Origin of the sequence: Bradyrhizobium sp. ISRA430 (genome assembly GCF_029909975.1) — a bacterium.
Classification (GTDB): domain Bacteria; phylum Pseudomonadota; class Alphaproteobacteria; order Rhizobiales; family Xanthobacteraceae; genus Bradyrhizobium.
The window spans coordinates 8,124,303-8,148,568 of record NZ_CP094516.1; the positions used below are offsets into that span (position 1 = coordinate 8,124,303).

The 24,266-nt window shown below is 64.3% G+C and carries 20 protein-coding genes; 5 read left to right on the top strand and 15 right to left on the bottom strand.

Going from position 1 to position 24,266, the window contains the following annotated elements; genetic code table 11:
• Window positions 1-95: 95 nt before the first annotated feature.
• The 4 genes from MTX21_RS37995 to MTX21_RS38010 all read right to left on the bottom strand — a co-directional run bounded on the left by MTX21_RS37995 (window position 96) and on the right by MTX21_RS38010 (window position 4,799).
• Window positions 96-1,172 (bottom strand): BMP family ABC transporter substrate-binding protein, encoded by a 1,077-nt coding sequence (locus MTX21_RS37995; RefSeq protein ID WP_280969548.1) that lies wholly within the window; start codon window positions 1,170-1,172, stop codon window positions 96-98.
• 76 nt (window positions 1,173-1,248) lie between these two features.
• Window positions 1,249-2,166: an ABC transporter permease gene (locus MTX21_RS38000; protein WP_280969549.1), complete on the bottom strand. Its 918-nt coding sequence runs from the start codon at window positions 2,164-2,166 to the stop codon at window positions 1,249-1,251.
• Window positions 2,153-3,244 (bottom strand): ABC transporter permease, encoded by a 1,092-nt coding sequence (locus MTX21_RS38005; RefSeq protein WP_280969550.1) that lies wholly within the window; start codon window positions 3,242-3,244, stop codon window positions 2,153-2,155. The genes MTX21_RS38000 and MTX21_RS38005 overlap by 14 nt, the downstream gene beginning before the upstream one ends.
• Entirely contained in the window at window positions 3,228-4,799 is a 1,572-nt protein-coding gene (locus MTX21_RS38010) for an ABC transporter ATP-binding protein (RefSeq protein WP_280969551.1), read from the bottom strand. Before MTX21_RS38010 ends, MTX21_RS38005 begins: the two co-directional genes overlap by 17 nt.
• A 560-nt stretch (window positions 4,800-5,359) precedes the next feature.
• Here MTX21_RS38010 and MTX21_RS38015 point away from each other — a divergent pair.
• Complete coding sequence (locus MTX21_RS38015) at window positions 5,360-6,466, top strand: hypothetical protein (RefSeq protein WP_280969552.1); 1,107 nt, start codon at window positions 5,360-5,362, stop codon at window positions 6,464-6,466.
• Window positions 6,467-6,636: 170 nt separating this feature from the next.
• On the opposite strand, the gene MTX21_RS38020 is transcribed toward MTX21_RS38015, so the two are convergent.
• From MTX21_RS38020 to MTX21_RS38045, 6 genes are read right to left on the bottom strand one after another with little or no spacing between them, the layout of a single operon-like run.
• Entirely contained in the window at window positions 6,637-7,122 is a 486-nt protein-coding gene (locus MTX21_RS38020) for a nucleoside deaminase (RefSeq protein WP_280969553.1), read from the bottom strand.
• A gap of 14 nt (window positions 7,123-7,136) precedes the next feature.
• Window positions 7,137-8,669, bottom strand: a complete 1,533-nt coding sequence (locus MTX21_RS38025; protein WP_280969554.1) for an ABC transporter ATP-binding protein — start codon at window positions 8,667-8,669, stop codon at window positions 7,137-7,139.
• Window positions 8,666-9,349 (bottom strand): isochorismatase family cysteine hydrolase, encoded by a 684-nt coding sequence (locus MTX21_RS38030; RefSeq protein ID WP_280969555.1) that lies wholly within the window; start codon window positions 9,347-9,349, stop codon window positions 8,666-8,668. Before MTX21_RS38030 ends, MTX21_RS38025 begins: the two co-directional genes overlap by 4 nt.
• Before the next feature lie 24 nt (window positions 9,350-9,373).
• Window positions 9,374-10,300, bottom strand: a complete 927-nt coding sequence (locus MTX21_RS38035) for an ABC transporter permease (RefSeq protein ID WP_280969556.1) — start codon at window positions 10,298-10,300, stop codon at window positions 9,374-9,376.
• A 1-nt stretch (window position 10,301) separates the two neighbouring features.
• On the bottom strand, window positions 10,302-11,414 hold the full coding sequence (locus tag MTX21_RS38040) for an ABC transporter permease (protein WP_280969557.1): 1,113 nt from the start codon (window positions 11,412-11,414) through the stop codon (window positions 10,302-10,304).
• A complete protein-coding gene (locus tag MTX21_RS38045) occupies window positions 11,411-12,520 on the bottom strand; it encodes a BMP family ABC transporter substrate-binding protein (protein ID WP_280969558.1) in 1,110 nt (369 codons plus the stop codon). Before MTX21_RS38045 ends, MTX21_RS38040 begins: the two co-directional genes overlap by 4 nt.
• A 411-nt stretch (window positions 12,521-12,931) precedes the next feature.
• Here MTX21_RS38045 and MTX21_RS38050 point away from each other — a divergent pair, with 411 nt between their 5' ends.
• The gene (locus MTX21_RS38050) at window positions 12,932-14,206 is read left to right on the top strand and encodes an allantoate amidohydrolase (RefSeq protein ID WP_280970918.1); all 1,275 of its coding nucleotides are present in this window, start codon (window positions 12,932-12,934) and stop codon (window positions 14,204-14,206) included.
• A 113-nt stretch (window positions 14,207-14,319) separates the two neighbouring features.
• On the top strand, window positions 14,320-15,693 hold the full coding sequence (locus tag MTX21_RS38055; protein WP_280969559.1) for a hypothetical protein: 1,374 nt from the start codon (window positions 14,320-14,322) through the stop codon (window positions 15,691-15,693).
• Here the strand turns inward: MTX21_RS38055 and acnA are convergent.
• From acnA to MTX21_RS38070, 3 genes are all read right to left on the bottom strand, one after another.
• Window positions 15,690-18,338, bottom strand: coding sequence for an aconitate hydratase AcnA (acnA, locus tag MTX21_RS38060; RefSeq protein ID WP_280969560.1), 2,649 nt, complete (start codon window positions 18,336-18,338; stop codon window positions 15,690-15,692). The genes MTX21_RS38055 and acnA overlap by 4 nt on opposite strands.
• Before the next feature lie 21 nt (window positions 18,339-18,359).
• Window positions 18,360-19,679: an MFS transporter gene (locus tag MTX21_RS38065; RefSeq protein ID WP_280969561.1), complete on the bottom strand. Its 1,320-nt coding sequence runs from the start codon at window positions 19,677-19,679 to the stop codon at window positions 18,360-18,362.
• A gap of 114 nt (window positions 19,680-19,793) precedes the next feature.
• Complete coding sequence (locus MTX21_RS38070; RefSeq protein ID WP_280969562.1) at window positions 19,794-20,678, bottom strand: GntR family transcriptional regulator; 885 nt, start codon at window positions 20,676-20,678, stop codon at window positions 19,794-19,796.
• A 297-nt stretch (window positions 20,679-20,975) separates the two neighbouring features.
• On the opposite strand from MTX21_RS38070, the gene MTX21_RS38075 reads away from it, so the two are divergent.
• Window positions 20,976-22,055: a lactonase family protein gene (locus tag MTX21_RS38075; protein WP_280969563.1), complete on the top strand. Its 1,080-nt coding sequence runs from the start codon at window positions 20,976-20,978 to the stop codon at window positions 22,053-22,055.
• A 42-nt stretch (window positions 22,056-22,097) separates the two neighbouring features.
• On the opposite strand, the gene MTX21_RS38080 is transcribed toward MTX21_RS38075, so the two are convergent.
• The gene (locus tag MTX21_RS38080; protein ID WP_280969564.1) at window positions 22,098-22,319 is read right to left on the bottom strand and encodes a hypothetical protein; all 222 of its coding nucleotides are present in this window, start codon (window positions 22,317-22,319) and stop codon (window positions 22,098-22,100) included.
• A gap of 350 nt (window positions 22,320-22,669) precedes the next feature.
• On the opposite strand from MTX21_RS38080, the gene MTX21_RS38085 reads away from it, so the two are divergent.
• Window positions 22,670-22,852, top strand: a complete 183-nt coding sequence (locus MTX21_RS38085; RefSeq protein ID WP_280969565.1) for a hypothetical protein — start codon at window positions 22,670-22,672, stop codon at window positions 22,850-22,852.
• Between the two features lie 37 nt (window positions 22,853-22,889).
• Here the strand turns inward: MTX21_RS38085 and MTX21_RS38090 are convergent, their stop codons facing one another.
• Window positions 22,890-24,266 (bottom strand): VWA domain-containing protein, encoded by a 1,377-nt coding sequence (locus MTX21_RS38090; protein ID WP_280969566.1) that lies wholly within the window; start codon window positions 24,264-24,266, stop codon window positions 22,890-22,892.

The window sequence follows — 24,266 nt, forward strand, 5'->3', positions numbered from 1 at the left end:
AAAGAGGGGGCAACCGCAAGTGCCGGGTGCTTGTGGCTACCCCCTCCGAGCCTCCTCCGCGAGGAGCAGGTGAATTCCCTAAAGCAAGAAGCGTGCTACTTGCCCGGAAGCTTGTCGTCGATGCCCTTGACGTAGAAATTCATGCCGAGGATCTGGCCGTCGTCGAGATGATCGCCGCCCTTGCACTCGATCGTCTTGCCGTCCTGCCCAACGACCGGGCACTTGAACGGATGCAGCTTGCCGGCGGTGATCGCGGCCTGGGCATCCTCCGCCATCTTCTTCACGTCGTCGGGCATGTTGGTGTACGGCGCCATAGCGAACATGTGGCTGTCGAGGCCGCCCCAACTATCCTCGGACTTCCAGGTGCCGTCGAGCTCGGCCTTGACGCGGGAGATGTAGTAGGGGCCCCAGGTGTCGAGGATCGAGGTGAGCTGTGTTTTCGGCCCGAACTTGATCATCTCGGAGTCCTGGCCGAAGGCGAGCTTGCCGCGCTCGCTGGCGATCTGCATCGCCGCCGGCGAATCCGTGTGCTGCATGATGATGTCGGCGCCCTGGTCGATCAGCGCCTTGGCGGCGTCGGCTTCCTTGCCCGGATCGAACCAGGTGTTGGCCCAGATAATCTTGACCTTGATGTTCGGATTGATGGTCTGCGCCGCGAGGATCGTCGCGTTGATGCCGGAGACGACCTCGGGAATCGGGAACGAGCCGATATAGCCGAGCACACCGGACTTCGACATCTTGGCTGCGATCAGGCCCTGGATGTAGCGGCCCTGATACCACCGGGCCGAATAGGTCGACATGTTCGGGTTACGCTTGTAGCCCGTCGCGTGCTCGAAATGCACATTCGGAAATCTCTTGGCGACCTTCAGTGTCGGATCCATGTAGCCGAACGAAGTCGTGAAGATCAGCTTGTTGCCGGCGCGGGCGAGTTGCTCGATGGCGCGCTCGGCATCGGGACCTTCGGAGACATTTTCGAGATAGGTCGTCTCGATCTTGTCGCCGAGCTCCTTCACCAGCGCCTGGCGGGCGAGCTCATGCTGGTAGGTCCAGCCGAGATCGCCGATCGGACCGAGATAAATGAAGCCGACCTTCAGCTTGTCCGCAGCAGAGGCAGCGTTGATGCTCCCGGCAAGCAAAAGCCCGCTAACTGCCGCAAGAAGTATTTTCCTCATCATCGATCTCCAAACAAGTCGGGGTAGCTACGGTCCGCACCATGCGCGCCCCATCGTGCACGGTTCGGAAAAAAGCTCAGCGGTCCGGCACGAACACGGTGCCGAGTGCGGCCGGCGCGGTCGAGCCGCCGGTACGCGCGCGCGAGAGCAGGACCAGGACGATGACGGTCGCAAGGTATGGCAGCGCCGACATGAACTGCGAGGGAATGCCGACGCCCCAGCCTTGCGCGTGGAGTTGCAGGATCGTCACCGCGCCGAACAGATAGGCGCCGACGACGAGCCGGCCGGGCCGCCAGGACGAAAATACGACCAGTGCCAGCGCGATCCAGCCGCGGCCGGCGGTCATGCCGGGAATGAAGAACGGCGTGTAGGCGAGCGGCAGATAGGCGCCGGCAAGCCCGGCGCAGGCGCCGCCGAACATCACGGCGAAGGTGCGGATGCGCAGCACCGGATAGCCGAGGGCATGCGCGGAGACGTGATTGTCACCGCACGCGCGCAGAATCAACCCGGGCCGGGTACGGTGCAGGAACCACCAGACGCCGACGATCAACGCCAGCGAGAGATAGACGAAGGCGTCTTCGCCGAACAGCACGCGGCCGATCAGCGGGATGTTGGTGAAACCGGGAATGTCGAGATGCGCAGCCGGCGTGATGCGCTCGCCGACAAAGCCGGCACCGATCAGACCGGAGAGTCCGATGCCGAGGATGGTCAGTGCCAGGCCCGTCGCGACCTGGTTGACGGCGAGGCCAAGCGCCATCAGCGCGAAGATCAGGGACATCAGCGTGCCCGCGATGATGCCGCAGAGCGCCCCGATGAAGGTCGAACCGGTCAGCCAGGCACCGGCAAAACCGCAGGCCGCGCCCATGATCATCATGCCCTCGACGCCGAGGTTGAGCACGCCGGAGCGCTCGGTCACGAGCTCGCCGGTCGCCGCAATCAGGAGCGGCGTCGATGCGGCGAGCACCGACAGGATGATGGCTTCAACCAGCTCCACGGGCCACCTGACGGTTCGAGAAGACCAGCCGGCAACGGTAGAGAATGAGGGAATCGCAGGCGAGCACGTAGAACAGCAGAATGCCCTGGAAAACCTTGGTAACATCCAACGGAATCTTCATTGCGATCTGCGCTTGCTCGCCGCCGATAAAGGTCAATGCGAGGAAAAGACCTGCAATTAGTATTCCAACCGGGTTCAGTCGGCCGAGAAAGGCGACGATGATCGCGGTAAAGCCATAGCCGGGCGAGATGCCGGGCTGAAGGTGCCCGACCGGGCCCGCGACCTCGATGATGCCGGCAAGGCCCGCCAGCGCGCCGGAGACCGCAAAGGTCAGGATGACGAGCTGGTTGGCGTTGAAGCCGCCGAACCGCGCCGCGCGTGGCGCCGCGCCGACCACACGGATCTCGAATCCCTTGATGGTGCGGCCGAGCAGGATCGCCGCCGCCGCGACGACCAGCAGCGCGATGAGCGAACCGAGATGCAGCCGGCCGCCCTCGATCAGCAGGGGAACGGTTGCCACCGGATCGAATTCCGCCGTGGTCGGGAAATTGAAGCCGTGCGGATCGCGCCAGGGCCCGCGCACGAGATAGTCGAGGAAGAGTTCGGCGACATAGACCAGCATCAGACTGGTCAGGATTTCGCTGGCGCCGAACTTCACCTTGCAGATCGCCGGGATCAGCGCATAGAGCGTGCCTGCGGCGGCCGCAAGCAGCAGCATGACCGGCAGCACCCAGGCCCCGGCGTCGGTGCCTTGCGTCTTCACGGCGATCCAGCTTCCGGCCACCGCGCCGATGAGGAACTGTCCCTCGGCGCCGATGTTCCAGGCATTGGCGAGATAGCACAGCGACAGGCCGATCGCGATCATCACCAGCGGCGTTGCCTTCACCGCGATCTCCTGCAGCGAATAGCCGTCGGTCAGCGGGGCGATGAAATAGGCATCGAGCGCGAGAAGCGGATTCTTGCCGAGGATCGCGAACAGGATGACCATGGTCACGATCGTCAGCCCGATCGCGATCAGGGGAGAGACCAGCGCGATCGTGCCGGAGCGCTCGGCGCGCTTCTCAAGCACCAACTGCATGCGCGGCCTCCTTCGGCTCCAGGCTGCTGCCGCCCATCAACAGGCCAAGCTGTTCGCGCGTGGCTTCGCGGGTCGGCAGCGGCGCCGACAAGCGTCCGTGGAACATCACCGCGATGCGGTCGGTGATTTCGACGAGCTCGTCGAGGTCCTGGCTCGTCACAAGTACCGCCGCGCCCGCGGCCGCCAGATCAAGCAGCGCCTGGCGGATCACGGCGGTCGCACCGGCATCGACGCCCCAGGTCGGCTGGCTCACCACCAGCACGGCCGGGTTGCGGAGGATCTCGCGGCCGACGATGAATTTCTGCAGATTGCCGCCGGAGAGACTTGCCGCTTCCGGATCGCGCTTGGCCTTGCGGACGTCGAACGTCGCGGTCGCCTTATCGACCGTCTCCAGCGTGGCTGCGATATCGATGAAGCCGTGACGGACCATGCCGCTTGCGGCGTGACCGGTGAGCAGCGCGTTCTCCGACAATTTCATGCGCGGCGCGGTGCCGTGGCCGAGCCGCTCTTCCGGCACGAATGCTGCGCCCAGCTTGCGCCGTCCCGTGATCGAGAGGTGGCCGGCGGCGATGCCTTCGATCACCACCGTGCCCGGATCCTTCGCCAGTCGCTCGCCGGAGAGCGCGGCGAACAGCTCGTCCTGCCCGTTGCCGGCGACGCCCGCGATGCCCAGGATTTCACCGCCCTTCAGTTCGAACGAGATGTGTTCGAGCCTTACACCGTGCGCCTCGGCTGGCGCCAGCGAGAGATCGTTGACGACCAGCCGCGGCACCGTGGTCTGCCGGCCGGCCGCGGCCTTCACCTCCTTGATCTCACTGCCCACCATCATGCGCGCGAGCGAGGCCGCGGTCTCGAGCCGAGGGTCGCAGGTCGCAACCTTCCCGCCGCCACGCAGGATCGTGGCGGTGTCACAGAGCCGCTTCACCTCGTCGAGCTTGTGGCTGATGTAGAGGATGGCGCGGCCTTCGGCCTTGAGCCGTTCCAGCACGATGAAGAGCTGATCGGCTTCCTGCGGCGTCAGCACCGCGGTGGGCTCGTCCAGGATCAGGAATTTCGGATCCTGCATGAGCGCACGGACGATCTCGATGCGCTGGCGTTCGCCGACCGACAATTGCCAGACCTCGCGCCTGGGATCGAGCGGAAGGCCGTAGGTCTTCGACACCTGCTCCAGCCGGGCCGACATGTCCTTGAAGGACTCTCTTCCGTCGAGGCCGAGCGCGACATTCTCGGCGACGGTGAGATTGTCGAATAGCGAGAAGTGCTGGAACACCATGCCGATGCCGCGGCGGCGTGCGTCCGCCGGTCCGGACAGGACGATCGGCTGCCCCTGCCACCGGATCTCGCCGGCGCTGGGCTGGATCAGCCCGTACATCGCCTTGACCAGCGTCGATTTGCCGGCGCCGTTTTCGCCCAGCAGCGCGTGAATTTCCCGGGGCCTGATGTCGATATCGATGGAGTCGTTGGCAAGCAGATCACCGTAGCGCTTGGTAAGGCCGAGCGTCTGAAGCAGCGGCGGTTCGCCGGAATGCAGGCCGTTGGGCGTTGGATCTAACATGCGCTGACACGCTTGCACGGGATGAGGTGCCTCAATAGTGGGCTAGTTTGAACCGGCGCGTAAGGTGTGAAAAAGCGTCATCCCTTGCTTAACGCTTCGGCAGGCGCCGACGTTCGCTTGTATCCACGTCGTCCCGGCAAGCGGCGCTGATCGTCGTCCAAGATTGCCGCGACCGCGGATGGCGTCTGTTGCAAATTTGTGACGGTTCAAACCAAATCGGAACCCGCTGTGCAGGCTTGACCTGAAGTTGAGCACCGGCACCGCCATCCCTGCATGCTGCGCCGCGACGCGACAGCGATCGCCGCATCTCGCGATTGCTGCGCCGGGCGGCGTCAACAAAAGCCCAGCAAAACCAAACGAGAAAGTGCGGCTATGCGCGTGCACGCCGCACGCGCAAGCAGCATGCGCGACACCTGCAAAATCTGCGATGACAAGCTGCGTGTCGCCAAAACATGCGGCACGCCATGGAAAAAGATGAGGCTTCTCACTCCGGGATATCGGCGCAAGTGTCGCAGCCAAGGGCGTTCATTTTGACTTGTCAAAACATGGGGGTATTGAGGATGTCGTCTCGTTTCATGGCAATTGCAGCAACGGCGCTGACAATTGCTACGCTGGCCAATGGTGGCCCGGCTCACGCGGCGGACTTGCCGGTCAAGGCGGCCAAGAAGGCGCCCGATCTTCCGTTCTTCCTCGTGATCGACAATCGCGTGACGTTCTCCTGGATGCCCAAGGGTACGGATCCCGGCATGTGGAGCGTCCAACCCGACGGCAGCATCAACGGCACCACCGCCAAGCAGGTCTACTCCTTCACCCATTTCGACTTGTGGTCCTACGGCACCAACTTCTTCACCATCTCGATGTTCAAGTCGGGTCACAACGATCCGGCCTCACCATGCACCGCGCCGGGCGTGACCATCACCGGCGGTGCCGGCGACTGCGCGGGCGCCACCGAGATCTACGGCCTGTTCCGCTCGACCTTCGGCTGGAACGAGCTGTTCAATACCAAGGCCTTCACCATGGGGCCGCTGCACAACATCTCGTTCGAAGTCGGTATGGACGGCAACAGCGAGAACACCTTCCTCGCGCCGGCGAAACGCGACGTCGTCGCGGGTCTACAGTTCGCCTTCGACCTTCCCTACAAGGGCTACATCAACGTCGCGCCGTTGATGTACTGGGAATTCTCGAACCACAACGCCTTCACCCAGTGCGGCCTGTTCGTCGCCGGGCCTGCGGGCGTCGTCTGTAACTCGGATGGCAATGTCAGCTACAACCCGACCTGGGCGGTCGAAATCAACTACTACATGGACCTCGGCTTCCTGCCGCCCAGCATGCAGTTCTGGTCGATCAGCGGCCGTGCCGGCTGGTACGGCCCGAAGGGCGATTCGAACGGCCTTCCTGCGCTCTCGGGCGTCGGCCGCTTCTCCACAGCGACCAAGACCGAGCTGAACAGCGAGCCGATCCGCCTCACCTTCGACGCGTCGAAGGCGGTCTGGGGCGACAAATACTCCCACTTCGTCGACCTCTGGGTCGCCTATCGCTACTGGCAGAACAAGTTCGGCCTCGATCACAACGCCATGCCCGGCGTCTGCACGATCGCCGCGACCGGCCAGAGCACCAAGAGCTGCACCGAGTCCACGGTTTATGGTGGCATCACCATGAAGTTCTGATCGGCGGACGGACGTTCAGAAGGATGGCGTCGCGCGGGAATGCGCGGCGTCATCTGCGTCTGAGAGTAGAATCGTAGGGTGGGTTAGCCGTAGGCGTAACCCACCTCTTTACTTTCCGCGTTTAGAGAGAAGTGGTGGGTTACACTTCGCTAACCACCCTACGACAGCGCTTACCTCGTCCACACGCCATCGTGCAGCGCTTCGGCTTCGTCTTCGAGCAGCGGGCCGACGACCTCCGTGGGACGCTGGCCACTGGCGAAAACAGCACGGCATGGCAGGTCGAGCGTTGGATTTTCCGGGTGATCGCCGGTGAGGCCGCGCAGACGGTGTTCGCTGAGGCCATAGACCACGCGGCCGATGCCGGCCCAGTAGATTGCGCCGGCGCACATCGCGCAGGGCTCAGTGGAGGAATAGAGGGTCGCCTTTGCCAGGACTTCGCGGCTGAACATGCGGCACGCTTGTGTAGCCGCCAGGCGCTCGGCATGGGCGGTGCCGTCATGGTCGGGCATGTAGCCGTTCTCGGCTTCGATCAACACCTTGCCGTCAATATCGACCACGACGCAGCCGAAGGGATGGTTGCCATGGATGAGGGAGCGGCGGGCGACCGCAAAAGACAGGCGCAAGAAGTGCTGGTCGCGTCCCGATGTGCCGCTCATCGCCGCTCCGCGGGTTAATGTCCCGCCATGTGCCGGCCGACCACAGTGAGATCGGCTTCGCTGGTCCGTACTTCATACACGAATTCGCCGTGGAACATGACCACCAATCGATCCGACAGTTCGAGCAGTTCGTCGAGATCCTCGCTGACCAGCAGCACGGCAGCACCGCGATTGCGCGCGGCCATGATCTCGGCGTGGATCTGCGCTACCGCCGCGAAGTCGAGCCCGAAGCAGGGATTGGCGGCGATCAGCACCTCGACGTCGCCGGCAAGCTCGCGGGCAAGCACGGCGCGCTGCACGTTGCCGCCGGACAGCGCCGAAATCGGGGTCTCCGGCGTGCGCGTCTTGATTCTGTATTGCGCGATCCTCTTCTTTGCGCTGTCACGGAAGGCGCCGCGGTTGAGCCACCATCCGCCAGATGCAAAGGGCGCGCGGTCGAATTCGCGGAAGGCGATGTTATCGGCGACGCTCATGCTGCCGACGCAGGCGTTTTTGAGCGGCTCCTCGGGCAGGAGCGACATCCTGTGCCGGCGCATCTCCTCGCGGCTGCCGTGATAGGGATCGCCCGCGACGCGAATTTCACCGCTCTCCGCCTCGCGCTGGCCGGCCAGGATCTCAACGAGCTGGCGCTGCCCATTGCCCGAGACGCCGGCGATGCCGACGATCTCGCCGGCGCGGACCGTGAGGGAGACGTCATGCACGGCGATCGCGCCGGCATCGTCGAGCGCGCGGAGTTTTGCCAGCTCCAGCCGCGCCTTGCCGGCTTCACCGGTGCGGGCCGGCTGCACCGTCAGCTCCTCGGCGCCGATCATGGTGCGCGCCATCGCATCCGGCGTCAGCTCGGCGACCTTGCCGTGTCCGGCGAGCTTGCCGCGGCGCAGGATCGTGACCTCGTCGGCGAAAGCCATGACCTCGCGGAACTTGTGCGTGATCATCAGAATCGTCAGCTCGCCCTTCACGACCATGTCGCGGAGCATGCCGAGCACCTCGTCGGCTTCCGCCGGCGTCAGCACCGAGGTCGGCTCATCCAGGATCAGGAAGCGGCGTTTCAAATAGAGTTGCTTGAGGATCTCGCATTTCTGGCGCTCGCCGGCAGAGATGTCCGAGACTTTCGCGCCGAGCGGCACCTTGAAGGGCATCCGCGCCAGGAAGGCCTCGAGCTCTTTCATCTCCTTTGGCCAGTTCACCACGGCCGGCACGTCGTCGCGCGCCAGCACGAGATTTTCGGCGACCGTCATAGCCGGCACCAGCGTGAAATGCTGGTAGACCATGCCTAGGCCGAGCGCGTGGGCGTCCCTGGGGTTGCTGATCGCTTGCTCGCGACCGCCGACGAGGACGTCGCCTTCGGTCGCGCGGTAGTAGCCCATGATGCATTTGACGAGCGTCGATTTGCCGGCACCGTTCTCGCCGAGCAGCGCATGGAAGGAGCCCGGGCGGACCCTCAGCTCGACATTGTCCAGCGCCAGGAAGTCGCCGAAGCGCATGGTCATGGCGATGGCATCGACGCCGAAGGCGCCGCTCGGCGGTGGCGTCTCGCCGATGATCACGAGATCGCTCCGATCAGGGCGTCGGACGTTGCGACCGCGCCGAACACGCCGCCCTGCATCTTGATCATCTTGAGCGCGTGGTCGTGGTTGCTCCTGTCGGTCGCGCCGCAGCAGTCGTGCAGCAGCACGCATTCGAAGCCGCGATCGTTGGCCTCGCGCATGGTGGTGTGGACGCAAACGTCGGTGGTGATGCCGGTCAGCACGATGTTCTCGATGCCGCGGACGCGCAGGATCAGCTCCAGATCGGTGGCGCAGAACGAACCCTTGCCGGGCTTGTCGATGACGGGTTCGCCAGGCAATGGCGCAAGCTCAGGGATGATCTCCCAGCCGGGCTCGCCGCGCACCAGGATACGGCCGCAGGGACCGGGATCGCCGATCCCGGCGCCGATTTGCCGCGAGCGCCAGCGCTTGTTGGCGGGCAGGTCGGACAGATCAGGGCGATGGCCTTCGCGGGTATGGATGATGTGATAGCCCTGCTTGCGCATGACCGCGAGCAGCTTCTTGATCGGCTCGATCGGTGCCCGCGTCAGCGAGAGGTCGTAACCCATCTTGTCGACATAGCCGCCGACGCCGCAGAAGTCGGTTTGCATGTCGATGATGACGAGTGCCGTGTTAGCCGGGCGAAGGTCGCCGTTATACGGCCAGGCGTAGGGCTGGGACTTGATATAGCGCTCGGGCATGGACGACCTCGTGGATGCGCAGGATTACCGTGTAATCGAGAGTTCAGCGGGCGCGCCGGTCAGGGTCCGCTTCGGCGAGCAGGTGATGATCATGATCGCCAGCGTCAGGATGTAGGGCGCGGCGTTGAAGAGGTGATAGCCGGAGGTGACGCCGACCGATTGCAGGGCCGGGCCCAGCGCCGCGGCGCCGCCGAAGGCGAGCGAGGCCCACAGGCACAGCAGGGGATCCCAGCGCGCGAAGATCACCAGCGCCACGGCCGTGATTCCCTGGCCTGAGGACAGGCCCTCGTTCCAGCTTCCGGGATAGAACAGCGACAGGAAGGAGCCGCCGATGCCGGCGAGGAAGCCGCCGACCATGGTCGCGCGCAGGCGGATCAGCAGCACGGAGTGGCCCATGGCGCGCGCGGCGTCCGAGCTCTCGCCCGCGGTACGGATCAGGAGGCCCCATCGTGTAGTACGGAAGGCCCAATACAGGATCGGAGCAAGCGCGACGCCGATCAGGAAGAGGACGTTGACGCGCAGCGCGGCACGCACCTGCGGAATGTCGCTCCACCAGCCAAAATCGATTGCGGGTAAGCGCGGTGCAGTCGGCTCGATCAGCGGCTTGCCGAGATAGAAGGCGAGTCCGGTGCCGAACAGCATCAAGGCGATCCCGACCGCGACGTCATTGACGCGCGGCAGCGAACAGATGCCGGCATGCAGCGCACCCAGCAAGGCACCGGTGATGCCTGCGGCGAGCACGCCCAGCCACGGCGAGCCCGAGAGTAAGGAGATGCCGTAGGCGCTCATCGCACCCATCACGAGCGTGCCTTCGAGACCGAGATTGATCCGGCCCGAACGCTCCGTGATGCATTCCCCTAAGCTCACGAACAGGAACGGCGTGGAGACGCGAATGGCGCCGCCGAGCACGGCGAGCGGCACGGTCCAGAGTCCGATCGATCCGTCCGCCATCTCAGGATCTGCCTTTCAGAAATCCGATGCGGCCGTAGAGCGCATCGCTTGCCAGCACGAAGACAAAGATGACGCCCTGGAGCACCAGCACGGAGGCATCGGGTAGCCCCAGGCGGCGTTGCAACAGCCCGCCGCTGGCGCTGATGCCGCCGAGCAGGATCGCTACAGGGATAATCGCGAGCGGATTTTGCCTCGCCAGGAATGCGACGAGAATGCCGGTGAAGCCGTAACCCGCGGCGAGATTGGCATTGGTGCGCCCTTGCACGGCTGCGACCTCGACCATGCCCGCAAGGCCAGCGGCGCCGCCGGCGAGGAAGCAGATGGTCAAAATGAGCTTGCTGACGCCGAGGCCAACGATCTTCGCGGCGCGGATGTTGCCGCCGGCGACCCGCGCGGCGAAGCCGAACACGGTGTGATATATCAGGATGTAGGCGGCGATGGCCGCGATCAATCCGAAGACGAGACCCCAATGCACGTCCGTGCCGGGGATCGTGCCGATCATGTTGGCGGCGCCGATCTCGCGGGTTGAGGGCTTGTTGAGGCTGGCGGGGTCCCGCATCACGCCTTCGACGAGATGATTGAGGATCGCGAGCGCGATATAGACGAGCAGCAGGCTTGAGATCGTCTCGTTGACGCCGCGATATTGACGCAGCGCGCCCGACAGCGTGATCCACAAGCCGCCGCCGATCGCGCCGGCGCAGACCATGGCGATCTGGATCGCGAGCGGGGGCAGGCCTTGCAGCGCCAGCGCGGCGCTGGTCGCCGACAACGCGCCGATCAGCAGCGCGCCTTCGCCGCCGATGATGACCATGCCGAGCTGCGCCGGTAGTGCCGTGCAGAGCGCGGTAAGGATCAGGGGCGCCGCGCGCGTCAGCGTGTTCTGCCAGGAGAACCAGGTGCCGAAGGCGCCCTGATACATATAGAAATAGAGATCGAGCGGGTTTTTGCCGAACAGCGCGACGAAAACGCCGAACACCGCGAGCGCGCCGACGAGCGCCGCGCCCGGGATTAGGACATACTCGATGGTCGCGCCGTGGCGCTGGAGAAATCCCGCATCAGCGGCCGGGGCGACGGCCCCGACCGCACCGACGGGATCCGCCGCTTCCGTGGTCACGAAGTCGCTCCGATCACGCCTTCGACGAGATAGTCCATCTTCTCGAGCTCGGGATCCTGCTGGCCGCGATCTGTGCCGGCCGCGATCACCGTCTTGCCCTTGTTGTCCACGATCGGCCCCTTGAAGATGGTGTAGGCACCCGCAGCGAGCTTGGCCTTGATGTCGTCGGCATGTTTGCGTGCTTCCGCCGACACCGCTTCGCCATAGGGCGAGACTTTGACGATCTCTTCCTTTAGGCCGCCGCGGTAGAAGTTCGGGATCTCTTGGCCGGCGGCGATCATCTTGACGAACTTGGGATAGAGCGCTTCCCAATTCCACTCGGCACCGGTGAGATAGGCTTTCGGTGCGAGTGCCGACTGGTTGGTGTGATAGCCGCAGACGAAGGCGCCGCGTCGCGCCGCGTTCTCGACCATGGTCTTCGGACCGTCGACATGGCAGGTCAGCACGTCGACGCCCTGGTCGATCAGGCTGTTGGTGGCCTCGGCTTCCTTGACCGGCATCGACCAGTCACCGGTGAAGATCACCTGCGTCGTGGCCTTCGGGTTGGCGAGCTTGGCGCCGAGCGTGAAGGCGTTGATGTTGCGCAGCACCTGTGGGATCGGCTTCGCGGCGACGAAGCCGAGCTTGCCGCTCTTGGAGGTGTAGCCGGCGACGATGCCGGAGATGTACTGGGCCTCGTCAATGTAGCCGAAATAGCTGCCGGCGTTCTTCGGGTCCTTGTCGCTCCAGAGGCCGCCACAGTGCTCGAAGCGCAGCTTCGGGTACTTGCTGGCCATCTTGACCATGTGCGGATTGTAGTAACCGAACGAGGTCGGGAAGAGCAGGGTGGCGCCATCGAGATTGATCATGGACTCGATCGTCTTCTCGACGGCGTCGGTCTCCGGCACCTTCTCTTCCTCGATGATCTTCAGCCCAGGAATCTTCTTCAGCGCCGCCGCGCCTTGCGCGTGCGCCTGGTTGTAGCCGTAGTCGTCGCGTGAACCGACATAGATGAACCCGATGGTCGTCTCGGCCGCGAAGGCCGGGCGTGCGCCAACCGCCGCGCCGAGGGTAAGCGCCGCGCCGCCTTGCAACAGATGCCGTCGTGAAATCCTGCCAAAATCCATTGGATGCTCCCTTGGGGGATGGACCGCCCCGATCTCTGGCGGCTGCGCCGGTCTGGCGGAGCCCGGAACAAGGTGTCGCAAGCTTCGTGCCAGAGGCTATCAGGCGAGCATTCGGATTTAATATCATGATATTGCTGCAAAAAATTCTCTGTCTGAATCTTTGGCAGAGAAGTGTGTGGTTATTATTTGGGCAGTATTCCATAGTTGTATGCAAGGGAGTTAAGCAGCGTTAACCGGCTGCTGAGTGTGTATCGCGTTGGCTGAGCGGTCTGCCGGCCGCGGCAACCGTGCTAACCAGTCACCGACTGGGGCGGGCGCCGGCCACGGATTTTTCGCTGGCACCGAACTTGTATCGATTGTCACCAGGACTTGCGCCTCGGCGCAGTCCCCAGGATGGGAAGCTTGACCGAGATGGCTGCTGGTACCGCCGTTCAGGATGCATCGCTCGGCGAAGAGATAGTCCGTCGCATCAACGAGCTTGCTGCGATCTCGGAGGAGACGGGCAAGCTCACGCGCATCTATCTCAGCAAGGAGCTGCGTGCGGCCGCGGACCTCATCCTCGGCTGGATGCGCGAGGCCGGCATGAGCGCCCGTCTCGACGCGATCGGAAACGTCTGCGGCCGCTACGAGGGCGCGCGGCCAGGCGCACCTTGCCTGATGCTGGGCTCGCACTACGATACGGTGCGCGACGCCGGCAAATGGGATGGGCCGCTGGGCGTCATCACGGCGATCGCCTGCGTCGCCGACCTCAACCGTCGCGGCAAGCGCCTGCCGTTCGCGATCGAGGTTATTGGATTCGCCGACGAAGAGGGCGTGCGCTTCGCCTCGACATTGCTCGGCAGCCGCGCGGTGGCCGGGACTTTCGATGAAAGCGTCTTGAGTGCGCGTGACCGTGACGGCGTCTCGATGCGCGAGGCGCTCGTGCAGTTCGGTCTCGATCCCGACCATATCGGCGCCGCCGCGCGCGCACGGCGCGAGCTGCTCGCCTATCTCGAGCTGCACATCGAGCAAGGGCCTGTGCTGGAAGCGCGGCACCTGCCTGTCGGCGTGGTCACCGCGATTGCCGGCGCGACGCGGCTCGCGGCGCGGCTGACCGGCATGGCCGGTCACGCCGGGACGGTGCCGATGGCGCTGCGGCGTGACGCCCTGACCGGCGCGGCCGAGTGCATCGGCGCGATCGAGCAGTTCTGCCGCACCGACGAGGATGGGCTGGTCGGCACCGTCGGCTATCTCCAGGCGAGGCCGGGTGCGACCAATGTCATTCCGGGCGAGGTGTCGTTCACCATCGACATGCGCGCGCCGACCGACATGCATCGCAAGCGCGCGGTGGCCGAAATCGTCCGCCAGATCGAGGCGATCGCAAAGCGCCGGCAACTCGCGCTGCAGCTCGACGTCACCCATGAGAACCGCACCGCGCCTTGCGCGCCGTGGCTGAAGGCGCAGATCGCGGAGGCGATCGGAGCCGAAGGCTGCCAGGTGTTCGAACTGGCGAGCGGCGCCGGCCACGACGGCATGGCGATGATCGACATCGCCGACGTCGCCATGATCTTCGTACGCTGCCGCGGCGGCATCAGCCATCACCCTGACGAGCATGTCGAGCTCGCCGACGCCGATGCCGGTGCCCGCGTGCTGCTCAGGGTGATCGAGAATTTCCGACCGCGGGAAGGGCATGCCGACGCGGGATGACGATGGCCCGCAAGTTACCATCCCGCAAGTCATCGGGTAGAGATACGAATCAAGCTTGTTTAGGGGGCTGACGGCCAGCCTTCGAGATCACACGACATCATCCGATCACGAATATGAACAGCGACATTTCCTTTCCATCCGATCGCGCAAATCGATTTTACCAGGGCGTAGCGGCGACCTGGATCGCCAACGCGCTTCAGGCGGTGAATTTTCTCGGTGATCGTTTCCTGAGAGAGTCGCATCATTTGTCCTCGGCGATCGAGGACCTTTACCGGTCCTCGATGAACAAGGCGTTTTCTGTGACCGAGTCCTTCCTCGTCACGGGAGCGCCGCATGCATCCGCCTACTACCCGCGCGACTTCGCCTGGTTTTATCCCGACGTGCTCGATCCCGAAACCATCATGGATTCGCAGGACGCGATCCGGCGCGTTCGCTTGCTCGAAAAGAGCGTCCGCCTGATGCTGGAGGCGGTTCGCGCCAACGTCGTCACGACGACCATCGTCCCGGCAGGCCGCGCGCGGTATCTCGGCGTGAACTACTTTTCACGCCCCTCGGACACGCTGCTGGGCATTCTTGCCGGTCTGCAACAGATGATAAGCGCCGACCGGAGGGAAACGTCCTATCTGGCGATGTCACAATGCGCCCATGCCGGCCGTCTGCTGCTGGCCGAATACGGCATCGACCTGAAGCGCGCGATATTGCGGCTCGCAAGTGAGCTGGAGCCGTTCGATCGTGATGGCGTCAGGTATTTGCTTTGCGATGTCACGGCACCTCGTTCCGCGGCAACGGACACCCGCGCTGAACGCAGGCGTTTCGTGACCAACGCATGCGTCTACACGACGTTTGTGTGGGGCGTGCAACTCGGAGTCATCGACGGATGCGAGCTGAAGCCGCTGCTCGGGCGCGAACTCTCGCAATACAAGCAAGACCTGCTCCGTCTGTTCGGCAAGGAGGGCTATATCAGGCATTCCCTCGATGGCCCGTCGGGTGCGCCGGCATCTTCCGTCGCCCTGGATTTCGTCAATGTGCATCATGGCTTTTGGGATCTGAGCGAAACGCGCGAACGCGAGCTGTTCGCGGCCACGACGGATCTTGTCCTCGCCGAACCGCGCTTTCGCGTACCCGGGACATTCCACTTCCTGGTGTCCGCGGATAATCCACGGAACAAGGTGATCCACAAGATTGCGGCTCCCGCCTACCAGGGACGTTCCTCCTGGCCGACGTTCAACGTCGAATTTGCCGATCGCATGCTGGATTACGATGAATTCTCAGGAAGCGATGTCTATCGGTCCTACGCCCAGGGGATATCAAAGGACATTCGTACCGCGACCGAGGTCCACGGCGGATATCAGGAGCTGTTGTCGGAGGAAGGTCTGAAATACCGCACCTGGGCCTATCGGGGAGCCGTGGCTCACTCCTGGTTTCCCCGCTTCCTGTCCGTCTGGAGCAGGGCGTTCGGAACGCCGCTGCTCCATTGGAATGACTAACCCGCCGGAGCGATGTCCCCCGTGCCGGCCGAGACGCCGGACCCGCCCGAGTGCCGTCGCAAGATGAGCGGCAGCAATCCGCCGACGCGCAGAGTCGCGCATTCGAGGTTGGTTTCTACCGCGGCAATCGCAACAAAGCAGTCGATCTCGGCGTCGTCTCGCAAGATGCGAATGGTGATCGCCGCGCGCGGCTTGAGCGTTTTAGAGGGCGCGTCGATCTCGAGCCTGTCGTCCGGCCTTAAGCCCAGCGTTTGCGGTCGGCGATCCGGCGGCAACCGTAGCGGCAAGATGCCCATCCCGATCAGATTTGAGCGGTGGATACGCTCGAAGCTCGTCGCAAGCACGGCGCGCGCGCCGAGCAGCGCGACGCCCTTCGCAGCCCAGTCGCGCGAGGAGCCCATGCCGTAACGCTCGCCGGCCACGATGACAACCGGGCGCTTCTCCGCCGCATAGCGCTCGGCGGCAAGCCCGAGCGAGACGCGCTCGCCGGAGGCGGCGAGGATCGTCTGTCCCGCCGGCAGGTCGGGGCCGAGGAGGTTGTGCACGCTCTTGTTGGTAAAGAGCCCACGCAGCATCACCTCCCAGTTCCCCCGGCGCGCGGCGAAGACGTTGAGGTCGTTTGGATCCTCGCCGCGTGCGACGAGGTAGCGGGCCGCCTCGCTATTCGCCGCGATCGCGCCCGCGGGCGAGATGTGATCTGTCGTAATGTCGTCGCCGAGCACCAGGAGCGGCGTCGCCGCGTAATGTCCGAGGCGTGTTCCGGAGCCGAAGTCCGCAAATGGCGGGCGGCGGATATAGGTGGAGGCGTCGTCCCAGGGAAACAGTGCCGCGCCGGGAGCTTCGAACGCGGCCCAATCGGCGCTTGCTTCCGCGGCGTCATAGGCGCTGGAGTAGTCGCTCGTGTCGCGCGCGATCGCCAGCGCGGCATCGATCTCGCGACCCGTCGGCCAGATGTCGGCGAGGCGCACCTCGATGCCGGCCGTATCGTGCGCGATCGGATCGCGCAGGATGTCGCGTGCGACATCGCCGGCCAGCGCGAAGGCAACGACCAGCGGAGGCGAAGCGAGAAACGCGTGCTCGATCTGGGCATGCACGCGGCCGGGAAAATTGCGGTTGCCTGACAGCACGGCGACCGGCGTCATTTGCTGTTCCGCCATGGCGCGGGCCATGCGCGGCGCCAGCGGGCCGGAATTGCCGATGCAGGTCGTGCAGCCATAGCCGACGATGCCGAAGCCGAGCGCCGCGAGATCGTCGAGCAGGCCGGCGCGCCGCAAGTAGCGCTCCGCGGTCGGCGAGCCGGGGGCGAGCGATGTTTTCACCCAGACGGGCGGCTTGAGCCCGAGGCTGCGCGCCTTGCGGGCGAGGAGACCCGCGGCGATCAGGAGCCTCGGATCCGACGTGTTGGTGCAGCTCGTGATCGCGGCAATCGCGACCGCACCATCGGCCGGCGGGCTTGCGCGATCCGCATCAGTGCCTGCAAAGCGGCGTTCCAGCGACAGCGCTTCGGCGGTATTGCCGGCCGCGATACGATCCTGCGGTCGGCGCGGGCCGGCGAGGCTCACCTCGACCGCGTCGAGATCGATGCTGATCGTCTCGGTGTAGCGCGGCGTCGCCTCGGGATCGAACCAGAGCTTTTGATGGCGCGCATAGGCTTCCACCAGGGCGAGCTGTTCGCGCGACCGGCCGGTCTGCCCGAGATAGTCGAGCGTCCGGCCGTCGATCGGGAAGTAGCCGGAGTTGGCGCCGAACTCCGGCGTCATGTTGGCGATGACGGCGCGGTCGCCAGCCGAGAGCGCGGAGACGCCGGGTCCGAAGAACTCGACGAAACGGTCGGCGAGATCAACCTGCCGCAAGCGCGCGGTGACGGTCAGCGCGAGATCGGTCGCCAGCACGCCCTCACGCGGGCGTCCGGTCAGGCGAACGCCGACGACATCGGGCACGCGCATCGTCACAGGCATGCCGAACATCACGCTTTCGGCCTCGAGCCCGCCGACGCCCCAGGCAAGCACGCCGATCCCGTTGATCATGGGTGTGTGGCTGTCGGTGCCGATCAGCGTGTCGGGAACGGCCCATGTCTCGCCGTTGCGGCTCGACGTCGTGACGACGCTTGCCAGCCGTTCGAGGTTCAGCGTGTGCATGATGCCGGTGCCGGGCGGATGCACGCGTACACCGCTCAGCGCCTGGCTCGCCCATTTCATGAAGCGATACCGCTCGCCATTGCGTGTGAGTTCATGCGCCATGTTACGCGCTATGGCGTCCGGCTGCGCAAACACGTCGACGCCGAGCGAGTGATCGGTCGATATGTCGACCGGGAGCACCGGATTGAGGCGGGTCGGATCGCCGCCGGCTTCGGAAAGTGACGCGCGCAAGCCCGCGATATCCACCAGCGCAGGCCCGCAGGTCGTGTCGTGCATGAGTATGCGCGACGGCTGGAAGGCGATCTCGCTCTCGCTGCGTCCACTGGCGAGCCACCCGAGGATGGCGGCAACCGATTCATCGCGGTCGCCGCCGCTGTTGCGCAGGACGTTTTCGAGCAGGATACGCAGGATCACGGGCAGGCGAGGGAGATCCTCGCCCGCTACGGCCGCCATGTCGGCAATGCGATAGGTCTGCGACCCGCTCAGCAGCGTTGCGAAATCGATCATCGTTAGGACCTGACCGTGCAGTCAGGCATGTTGCTCGGCCGGTTGCGTCTGTGCCTCATCGGCGTTTTCCATCCTGGCGAACCAGGTCATCAGGAACGACACGAACAATAACCCGCTGAGGAACAGCAGCCCGCCATAGGTGCTGCCGGTCCAATCCTTGATTGCGCCGATGGCGTAGGGGCCGGCGAAGCCGCCGAGATTGCCGATGGAGTTGATCGCCGCGATCGACACGGCCGCGGTCGAGCGCGTCAGGAACAGGCCGGGCAACGACCAGAACGGCGACTTGAAGGCGTAGATGCCGGCGAGCGAGAGCGAGATCAGCGTCATCGCAATCGCCGGCTGGACCACAAGGCCGGTCAGCGCGAGCGCGATTGCGCCCCACAATAGCGGAATCGCTGAATGCCTTTGCCGTTCGCCGGTCCGGTCAGAGTTGCGTGACCACAGCACCATCACCACGGTTGCGAACGCGTAAGGCAGCATCGCGACGAGACCGACTTCAAAATTGGTCAGCGTCGAAGAGAGGCCCTTAATGATCTGCGGCATCCAGAGCCCGATGCCGAGATTGCCGACCTGGTAGATAAAATAGATCACCGACAGGAACAGCACTTTCGGGTTGGTGATCGCGGCGATGATGCCGAGATGCTGAACATTGCGACGGCCGGTCTGATCCTTGCGCAGCTCTTCCGTGAGCCAGTCGCGCTCCTGCGGCGTGAGCCACTTCGCCTGCTCGGGTCGATCGGTCATGATGAAAAAGTTGACGATGCCGGCGACGATGGCGGGGCCGCCTTCCAGCAGCAGCATCCAGCGCCAGCCGCTCAAGCCGAAGCCGGCGACATGGTCCATGATCCAGGTGCTCAGGGGCGCGCCGATCAGATAGGATACCGGGATGGCCGCCGTGAACAGTGCAACCGTCGTTGCCTGCTCCTTGGCGCGGAACCAGTAGGTCAGGTAGATGATGATGCCGGGGAAGAACCCGGCTTCGGCAACGCCAAGAAGAAAGCGCAGGATGTAGAGCTGCGTCGCGCTCTGCACGAAGGCGCTTGCGGTCGCGACGATGCCCCAGCTAATCAGGATACGCGAGATCCAGACACGCGCGCCGTATTTGTTGAGGGCGACGTTGCTCGGCACCTCGAACAGAAAATAGCCGATGAAGAAGATACCGGCGGCGAAGCCGAAGGCTTCGCTGGACAGCGCGAGTTCCTTGTTCATCTGGAGTGCCGCGTAGCCGATATTGGCGCGGTCGAGATAGGAGATCACGTAGAGGCCGAAGCAATAAGGCACGATGCGCCAGAACACCTTGCGCGCGGTGGATTGCTCGATGGTCGCTGCCGTGGCGGACATTGGCGTTCCCTTGCTGCGATTCCTTGGGGCTTTCAGGCAACGCCAACCTCCCCCACAGGCGGCGCCTTGTGGGGATGTATGCATTTTATAATATAAAATGCAATAGTGCCGCTTTCAGACCTTCGGGACCTTGATCAGGCCGGCGCCCTCGATGTGGACGCGAAGGAAGTCCGAGGCTTCCTGGTGCAGGCCTTTTTCCAGCAATGTCAGGATGTTGATGTGCTCGCGGCACTGGATGGGCAGGCGACTGCGGTCCACCGTGATGTGGTACTCCACCAGCCGACGCAGCCGGTTCACGCGCTTCACGGCATCAAGAAAGAACGGATTGCGCGCGCAGCCGACCAGCATCTCGTGGAACTCTGCATTGGCAGCAAAAATCTCCGAGCGCGACGCGCGCTTGTAGCCGCCGTCGAGCAGCCATTGCTGCTGCTCGCGCGCGGCTACGAACGCCGCGCGATCGATCTCGAAGCTCGGCAGCAGCAGTGCCTGCGGCTCCAGCGCGACGCGCAACTGATAGCCCTGCTGATAGCTCTCGCGCGAGGTGAGAAGCGGGCCGAATTCCCAGCCATTGCCGGGCAGGCGCTCGATCCAGCCTTCATCGGCTATTTTTGTGAGGATCTTCAAAAGACGCGTGCGTGAGAGGCCGTAGCGGCGCATCAGCTCGTTCTCGCTGACTTTGTCCGGCAGCTTTCCCGCAAGGCGGTCCTCGGCGATGGCAAAGTACCATTCATCCTCGCGCTCCGGCTCGGCGTCCTCCGCCTCCGGCAGGTCGGGAAGCTCAGCGGCGCTCTTGACCAGGAAGAAGCCGCGATTGGGCTCGGAGCGGACAACCTGCATGTCTTCGAGGATTTGCAGCGCCGCGTTGATCGGCGCGCGCGAGACGCGCAGCGCATCCGCCAGCGTCTGGCTCGGAAGATGCTGCTCGGCCTGAAGGCCGTTGGCGCGGATGTAGTCGAGGATCCGCGCGGTCATCTGGGTCGCGAGATTGGGACGTGGCATTGGCCGACTCGGGTTGATCCTGATGTGAAGAGATGTCGCTTACCAGCACGCGCGGCACAAGCGTCGCCGGGCGTTCTTGCGTCTTGTCTAGAATTGTGTTTTAAAAAATAAAAAGCAATATGGGGGAGCGTGATGCCTATGGATTTTATTGCGGGCCCGGAGTCGTCAATCCACGCTGAGGATGCGCCTCTATCGCGGCGCACGTTCGCGCGCCTTCTCGCCGTCGGCACCTTCGCGACCGCATGGTCCGGCGTGCCGGTGCTCTCTCAAACGCGGAAGTCCCATCCGGAGAACAGCATGATCGAAGGCTCACGCTCATTCGTCTATGTCGGGGCGCGCACCACCAGAGAGCGCAATGCCCGCGGCGACGGGCTCAATGTCTACGCGATGGACAATGCCACAGGCACCTGGCGCCACGTCCAGCTTCTCGGCGACCTCGTCAATCCATCGTTTCTCACCTTCGACCGGACGCGCCGTTTCCTCTACACGGTGCATGGCGACCTCAGCGACATCACGGCGATGGCAATCGATGCTGTGAGCGGCAAGCTCGCCGTGATCAATCGGCAGGGTACGGAAGGGAAGAACCCCGTCCATCTCGCGATCGATCCGACCAACCGCTTCGTGGTGGTCGCCAATCACATCACTTCGACGCTTGCGCTGCTGCCGCGGCAGGACGACGGCTCGCTCGGCGCCGTAATCGACCTCGTCAAGCTGGAAGGCAAGATCGGGCCGCATCGCGTGGAGCAGCCGTTCGCCAAGCCGCATCAGGTCGAGTTCGATCCATCGGGCGCGTTCATTGTGGTGCCGGACAAGGGGCTCGACCTCGTCTTCACCTACAGGATTGATGCCGAGAAGGGAAAGCTCGTCCTGGCCACGAAACCTGTGCAGGCGCGCGAGGGAGCCGGTCCACGTCATGTTGCGTTCCATCCGGGCGGGCGGCTCGCCTACGTGATCAACGAGCTCGATTCGACTGTCACCGGCTACCGCTTCGATCCGGCAACCGGCGCGCTTGCGCCGTTCCAGATCGTCTCCGCGGTGCCTGATGCCTTTACCGGCAACAGCCGCGCGGCCGAGATCGCAGTGTCGGGCGATGGACGCTTCGTTTACGCCTCCAATCGCGGCGACGACAGTATCGCGGTCTTCGCCGTCGACGCTGCGAGCGGACGACTGACGCCTGTTGGCTGGAGCGCAAGTGGTGGAAAAACACCGCGCTTCTTCGCGCTCGGGCCTACAGGCAAATTCCTGTTCGTGGCGAATGAAGACAGCGACGCCGTCGTGCTCTTCGAGCGCGATGCCGACAGCGGCCGCCTCGTGAGGACGGACCGAACCGTCCAGGTTGGAAGTCCTGTCTGCATTCTCTTCGGCATGCCCGCATAGGCGACTTGCGAGCGGCCACAAGAGCGCGGCAGCGGCCAGCCTTCATGCGGCGACGTCCAGCAGTCGGCACGATCCCCGCACCAGGACCTTGCGTCCGGTCGGCGTCAATGCCGGCACGCCGTCGTCGATGACGACGAGACCGAGCTTGGCGAGTCCTTCGACGACATACGCCTTCGAGAGGTGACCAGTCGATGCCGGATTGCGAAGCGCCTTCAGTGCTTCCCATTGGTCCGATGAAAGGTCGAAGTCGACGTCGTTGCTCATGCTGCCTCAAGCGATAGTATCGTTCGCGGGCACCACTTAGCTGCGGTGCATGAAGACCATGCGACGACATTGAGTCCGGAATTCGGTGGGGCGTTTAGAACGTCTCTTCACAAATTGCCGCAGTTCATTGCACCACAAGTGTTAAGATCGTTCGTGGACGAAGATCGTTCCTGCCTTTGATCACTAATTGCTGATCTGCAATTGATGTTGCGCTGCGAATTGCCGCGGTGCACAGGAAACGCCGTGTCCCATTCTGCGTCGCGATGTGCACAGAAATCCGAGACGCGTTGTTCAAGACTCTGTTACGGTGATATCAGGGAATGGCTTCACACGCGGCAGGAGTGGAGTGCATGAACAGGCTGGTAGAGATTCGCAGTCAGGAGTCCCTCTGTCGGGTGCGTGCTGCGCTCGATTCGGAGCGCCGGGGTTTCTGGCTCGCGCAGGCCGAGGAATGGAAACAGCGCGCGCTGGACGAAATTGCCGATCACTTCCGGGAGTGCAACCTCGCGCACGCCGAGTTGATGCGGGGCTGAGCGCCGGCCTTGTGTTTTCCGCTGACGCGATCGCGGCTTACTGATACGTCGCCACGATATCGGACACCGCGCGCTCGAGCTGCTGCGCAGTGGCGCATTGACGCACCACGCTGCAGAAAGTCGCGTAGCGGGGCATCTCGGAATCGCCAAAACCCCAGGCGAGGCGTCCTTCGGGATTGAGCCAGACCAGCCGTTTCGAGCGTTCGGAGATGCGGCGCAAGATGTCGGCGCGGGGATCGAGATTGTTGCTGCGGGCGTCGCCGAGCACGATGACCGTGGTTTGCGGCGTCAGCGTGCTCATCCACTCCTTTTCGAAATCGACGAGCGCGGAGCCGTAGTCCGACGAGCCGAAGCCGACCTTGGACATGATCTCGGCCATGGCGTCTTCGGGCGACTTCATCTCCAGGATGTCGCTGACCTCGATCAGGTGCGAGGAGAAGGCGAAGGAGCGGACGTCGTCGACCACTTCATGCAGGGAATGGATCAGGAGCAGGAAGAAATCCGATACCTGCGCGACCGAGCCCGAGACGTCGCAGAGCGCAACGATCTTCGGCCGGTCGCGGTGCTTGCGCTTCCAGGCGGTGAGAAAGGGCACGCCGCCCCAGGCGGCATTGCGGCGCAACGTGCGGCGCACGTCGAGATGGCCGCGGCGCTGGCGCTTGCGCGGCTTCGAATAGCGCTCGCGCAGGCGCCGCGCGATCCGGCGGATCAGCGCGCGCATTTCCTCGACCTGCCGCCGCTCGATGCGCGCGAGCGGCGCGTTGCGCAGGATCTCGTTGCGGAGGTTCTCGGCCTCCTCGCGGGCGTAGAGCGCCAGCCCCTGCGACACCGTATCGCGGACTGCTTCGCGCAAGCCGTCGAGGGCGGCGCGCAGGCGTTCGGCCAGCGAGGGGTTGGTCGCGGTCAATTCATCGAGGTCGTCGCGCAGCCGCTGCAGGCCCATGGCGTCGAGGATGCGGCTTGAGAAGATCCCGCGCTGGGTGGAGTAGCGGATGTCGGATAGCGAGGCCGCGCCAGCGGCGCTGGCGATCGCCGCGGCGATCGCATTGCGGTCCTGCGACAGCAGCATCTGTGCGAGCGGGCCCAGTCCCTCGGGAGGTTCACTGCCGCCCGCGTCGCTGGCCACACCGGACGAGGGAGATTGATCCGCCTCTTGCGCTGAATCGCCGTTACCGGCCCCGGCTTGCTCCTGCCGGGGTTCCGGCTGGCTGAAGAACAGATCGAAGCAGTCGCCGAGCGCGAGTTTCTCGTCCTGCGACTTGGCGAGTGTCAACAGCAGCGCATCGCGCAAGACGTCGCGGTCGGAGAAGCCGACCTGGGCGACCGCGCGCATCGCATCGATGCTTTCGGCAGGCGAGACATGGACGCCGGCGCCGCGTGCCGCTCGAAAGAAACGATGGAGGTTCTCGCGCAT

Excerpts from the sequence above, each read along its gene's own strand:
- MTX21_RS38085 (WP_280969565.1), top strand. The coding sequence starts at position 22,670 with ATGAACAGGCTGGTAGAGATTCGCAGTCAGGAGTCCCTCTGTCGGGTG.
- MTX21_RS38030 (WP_280969555.1), bottom strand. The coding sequence starts at position 9,349 with ATGCCCGAGCGCTATATCAAGTCCCAGCCCTACGCCTGGCCGTATAAC.
- MTX21_RS38075 (WP_280969563.1), top strand. The coding sequence starts at position 20,976 with ATGATCGAAGGCTCACGCTCATTCGTCTATGTCGGGGCGCGCACCACC.
- MTX21_RS38065 (WP_280969561.1), bottom strand. The coding sequence starts at position 19,679 with ATGTCCGCCACGGCAGCGACCATCGAGCAATCCACCGCGCGCAAGGTG.
- MTX21_RS38015 (WP_280969552.1), top strand. The coding sequence starts at position 5,360 with ATGTCGTCTCGTTTCATGGCAATTGCAGCAACGGCGCTGACAATTGCT.
- MTX21_RS38005 (WP_280969550.1), bottom strand. The coding sequence starts at position 3,244 with ATGCAGTTGGTGCTTGAGAAGCGCGCCGAGCGCTCCGGCACGATCGCG.
- MTX21_RS38050 (WP_280970918.1), top strand. The coding sequence starts at position 12,932 with ATGGCTGCTGGTACCGCCGTTCAGGATGCATCGCTCGGCGAAGAGATA.
- MTX21_RS38035 (WP_280969556.1), bottom strand. The coding sequence starts at position 10,300 with ATGGCGGACGGATCGATCGGACTCTGGACCGTGCCGCTCGCCGTGCTC.
- MTX21_RS37995 (WP_280969548.1), bottom strand. The coding sequence starts at position 1,172 with ATGAGGAAAATACTTCTTGCGGCAGTTAGCGGGCTTTTGCTTGCCGGG.
- MTX21_RS38045 (WP_280969558.1), bottom strand. The coding sequence starts at position 12,520 with ATGGATTTTGGCAGGATTTCACGACGGCATCTGTTGCAAGGCGGCGCG.
- MTX21_RS38090 (WP_280969566.1), bottom strand. The coding sequence starts at position 24,266 with ATGCGCGAGAACCTCCATCGTTTCTTTCGAGCGGCACGCGGCGCCGGC.
- MTX21_RS38055 (WP_280969559.1), top strand. The coding sequence starts at position 14,320 with ATGAACAGCGACATTTCCTTTCCATCCGATCGCGCAAATCGATTTTAC.
- MTX21_RS38020 (WP_280969553.1), bottom strand. The coding sequence starts at position 7,122 with ATGAGCGGCACATCGGGACGCGACCAGCACTTCTTGCGCCTGTCTTTT.
- acnA (WP_280969560.1), bottom strand. The coding sequence starts at position 18,338 with ATGATCGATTTCGCAACGCTGCTGAGCGGGTCGCAGACCTATCGCATT.
- MTX21_RS38080 (WP_280969564.1), bottom strand. The coding sequence starts at position 22,319 with ATGAGCAACGACGTCGACTTCGACCTTTCATCGGACCAATGGGAAGCA.
- MTX21_RS38010 (WP_280969551.1), bottom strand. The coding sequence starts at position 4,799 with ATGTTAGATCCAACGCCCAACGGCCTGCATTCCGGCGAACCGCCGCTG.
- MTX21_RS38070 (WP_280969562.1), bottom strand. The coding sequence starts at position 20,678 with ATGCCACGTCCCAATCTCGCGACCCAGATGACCGCGCGGATCCTCGAC.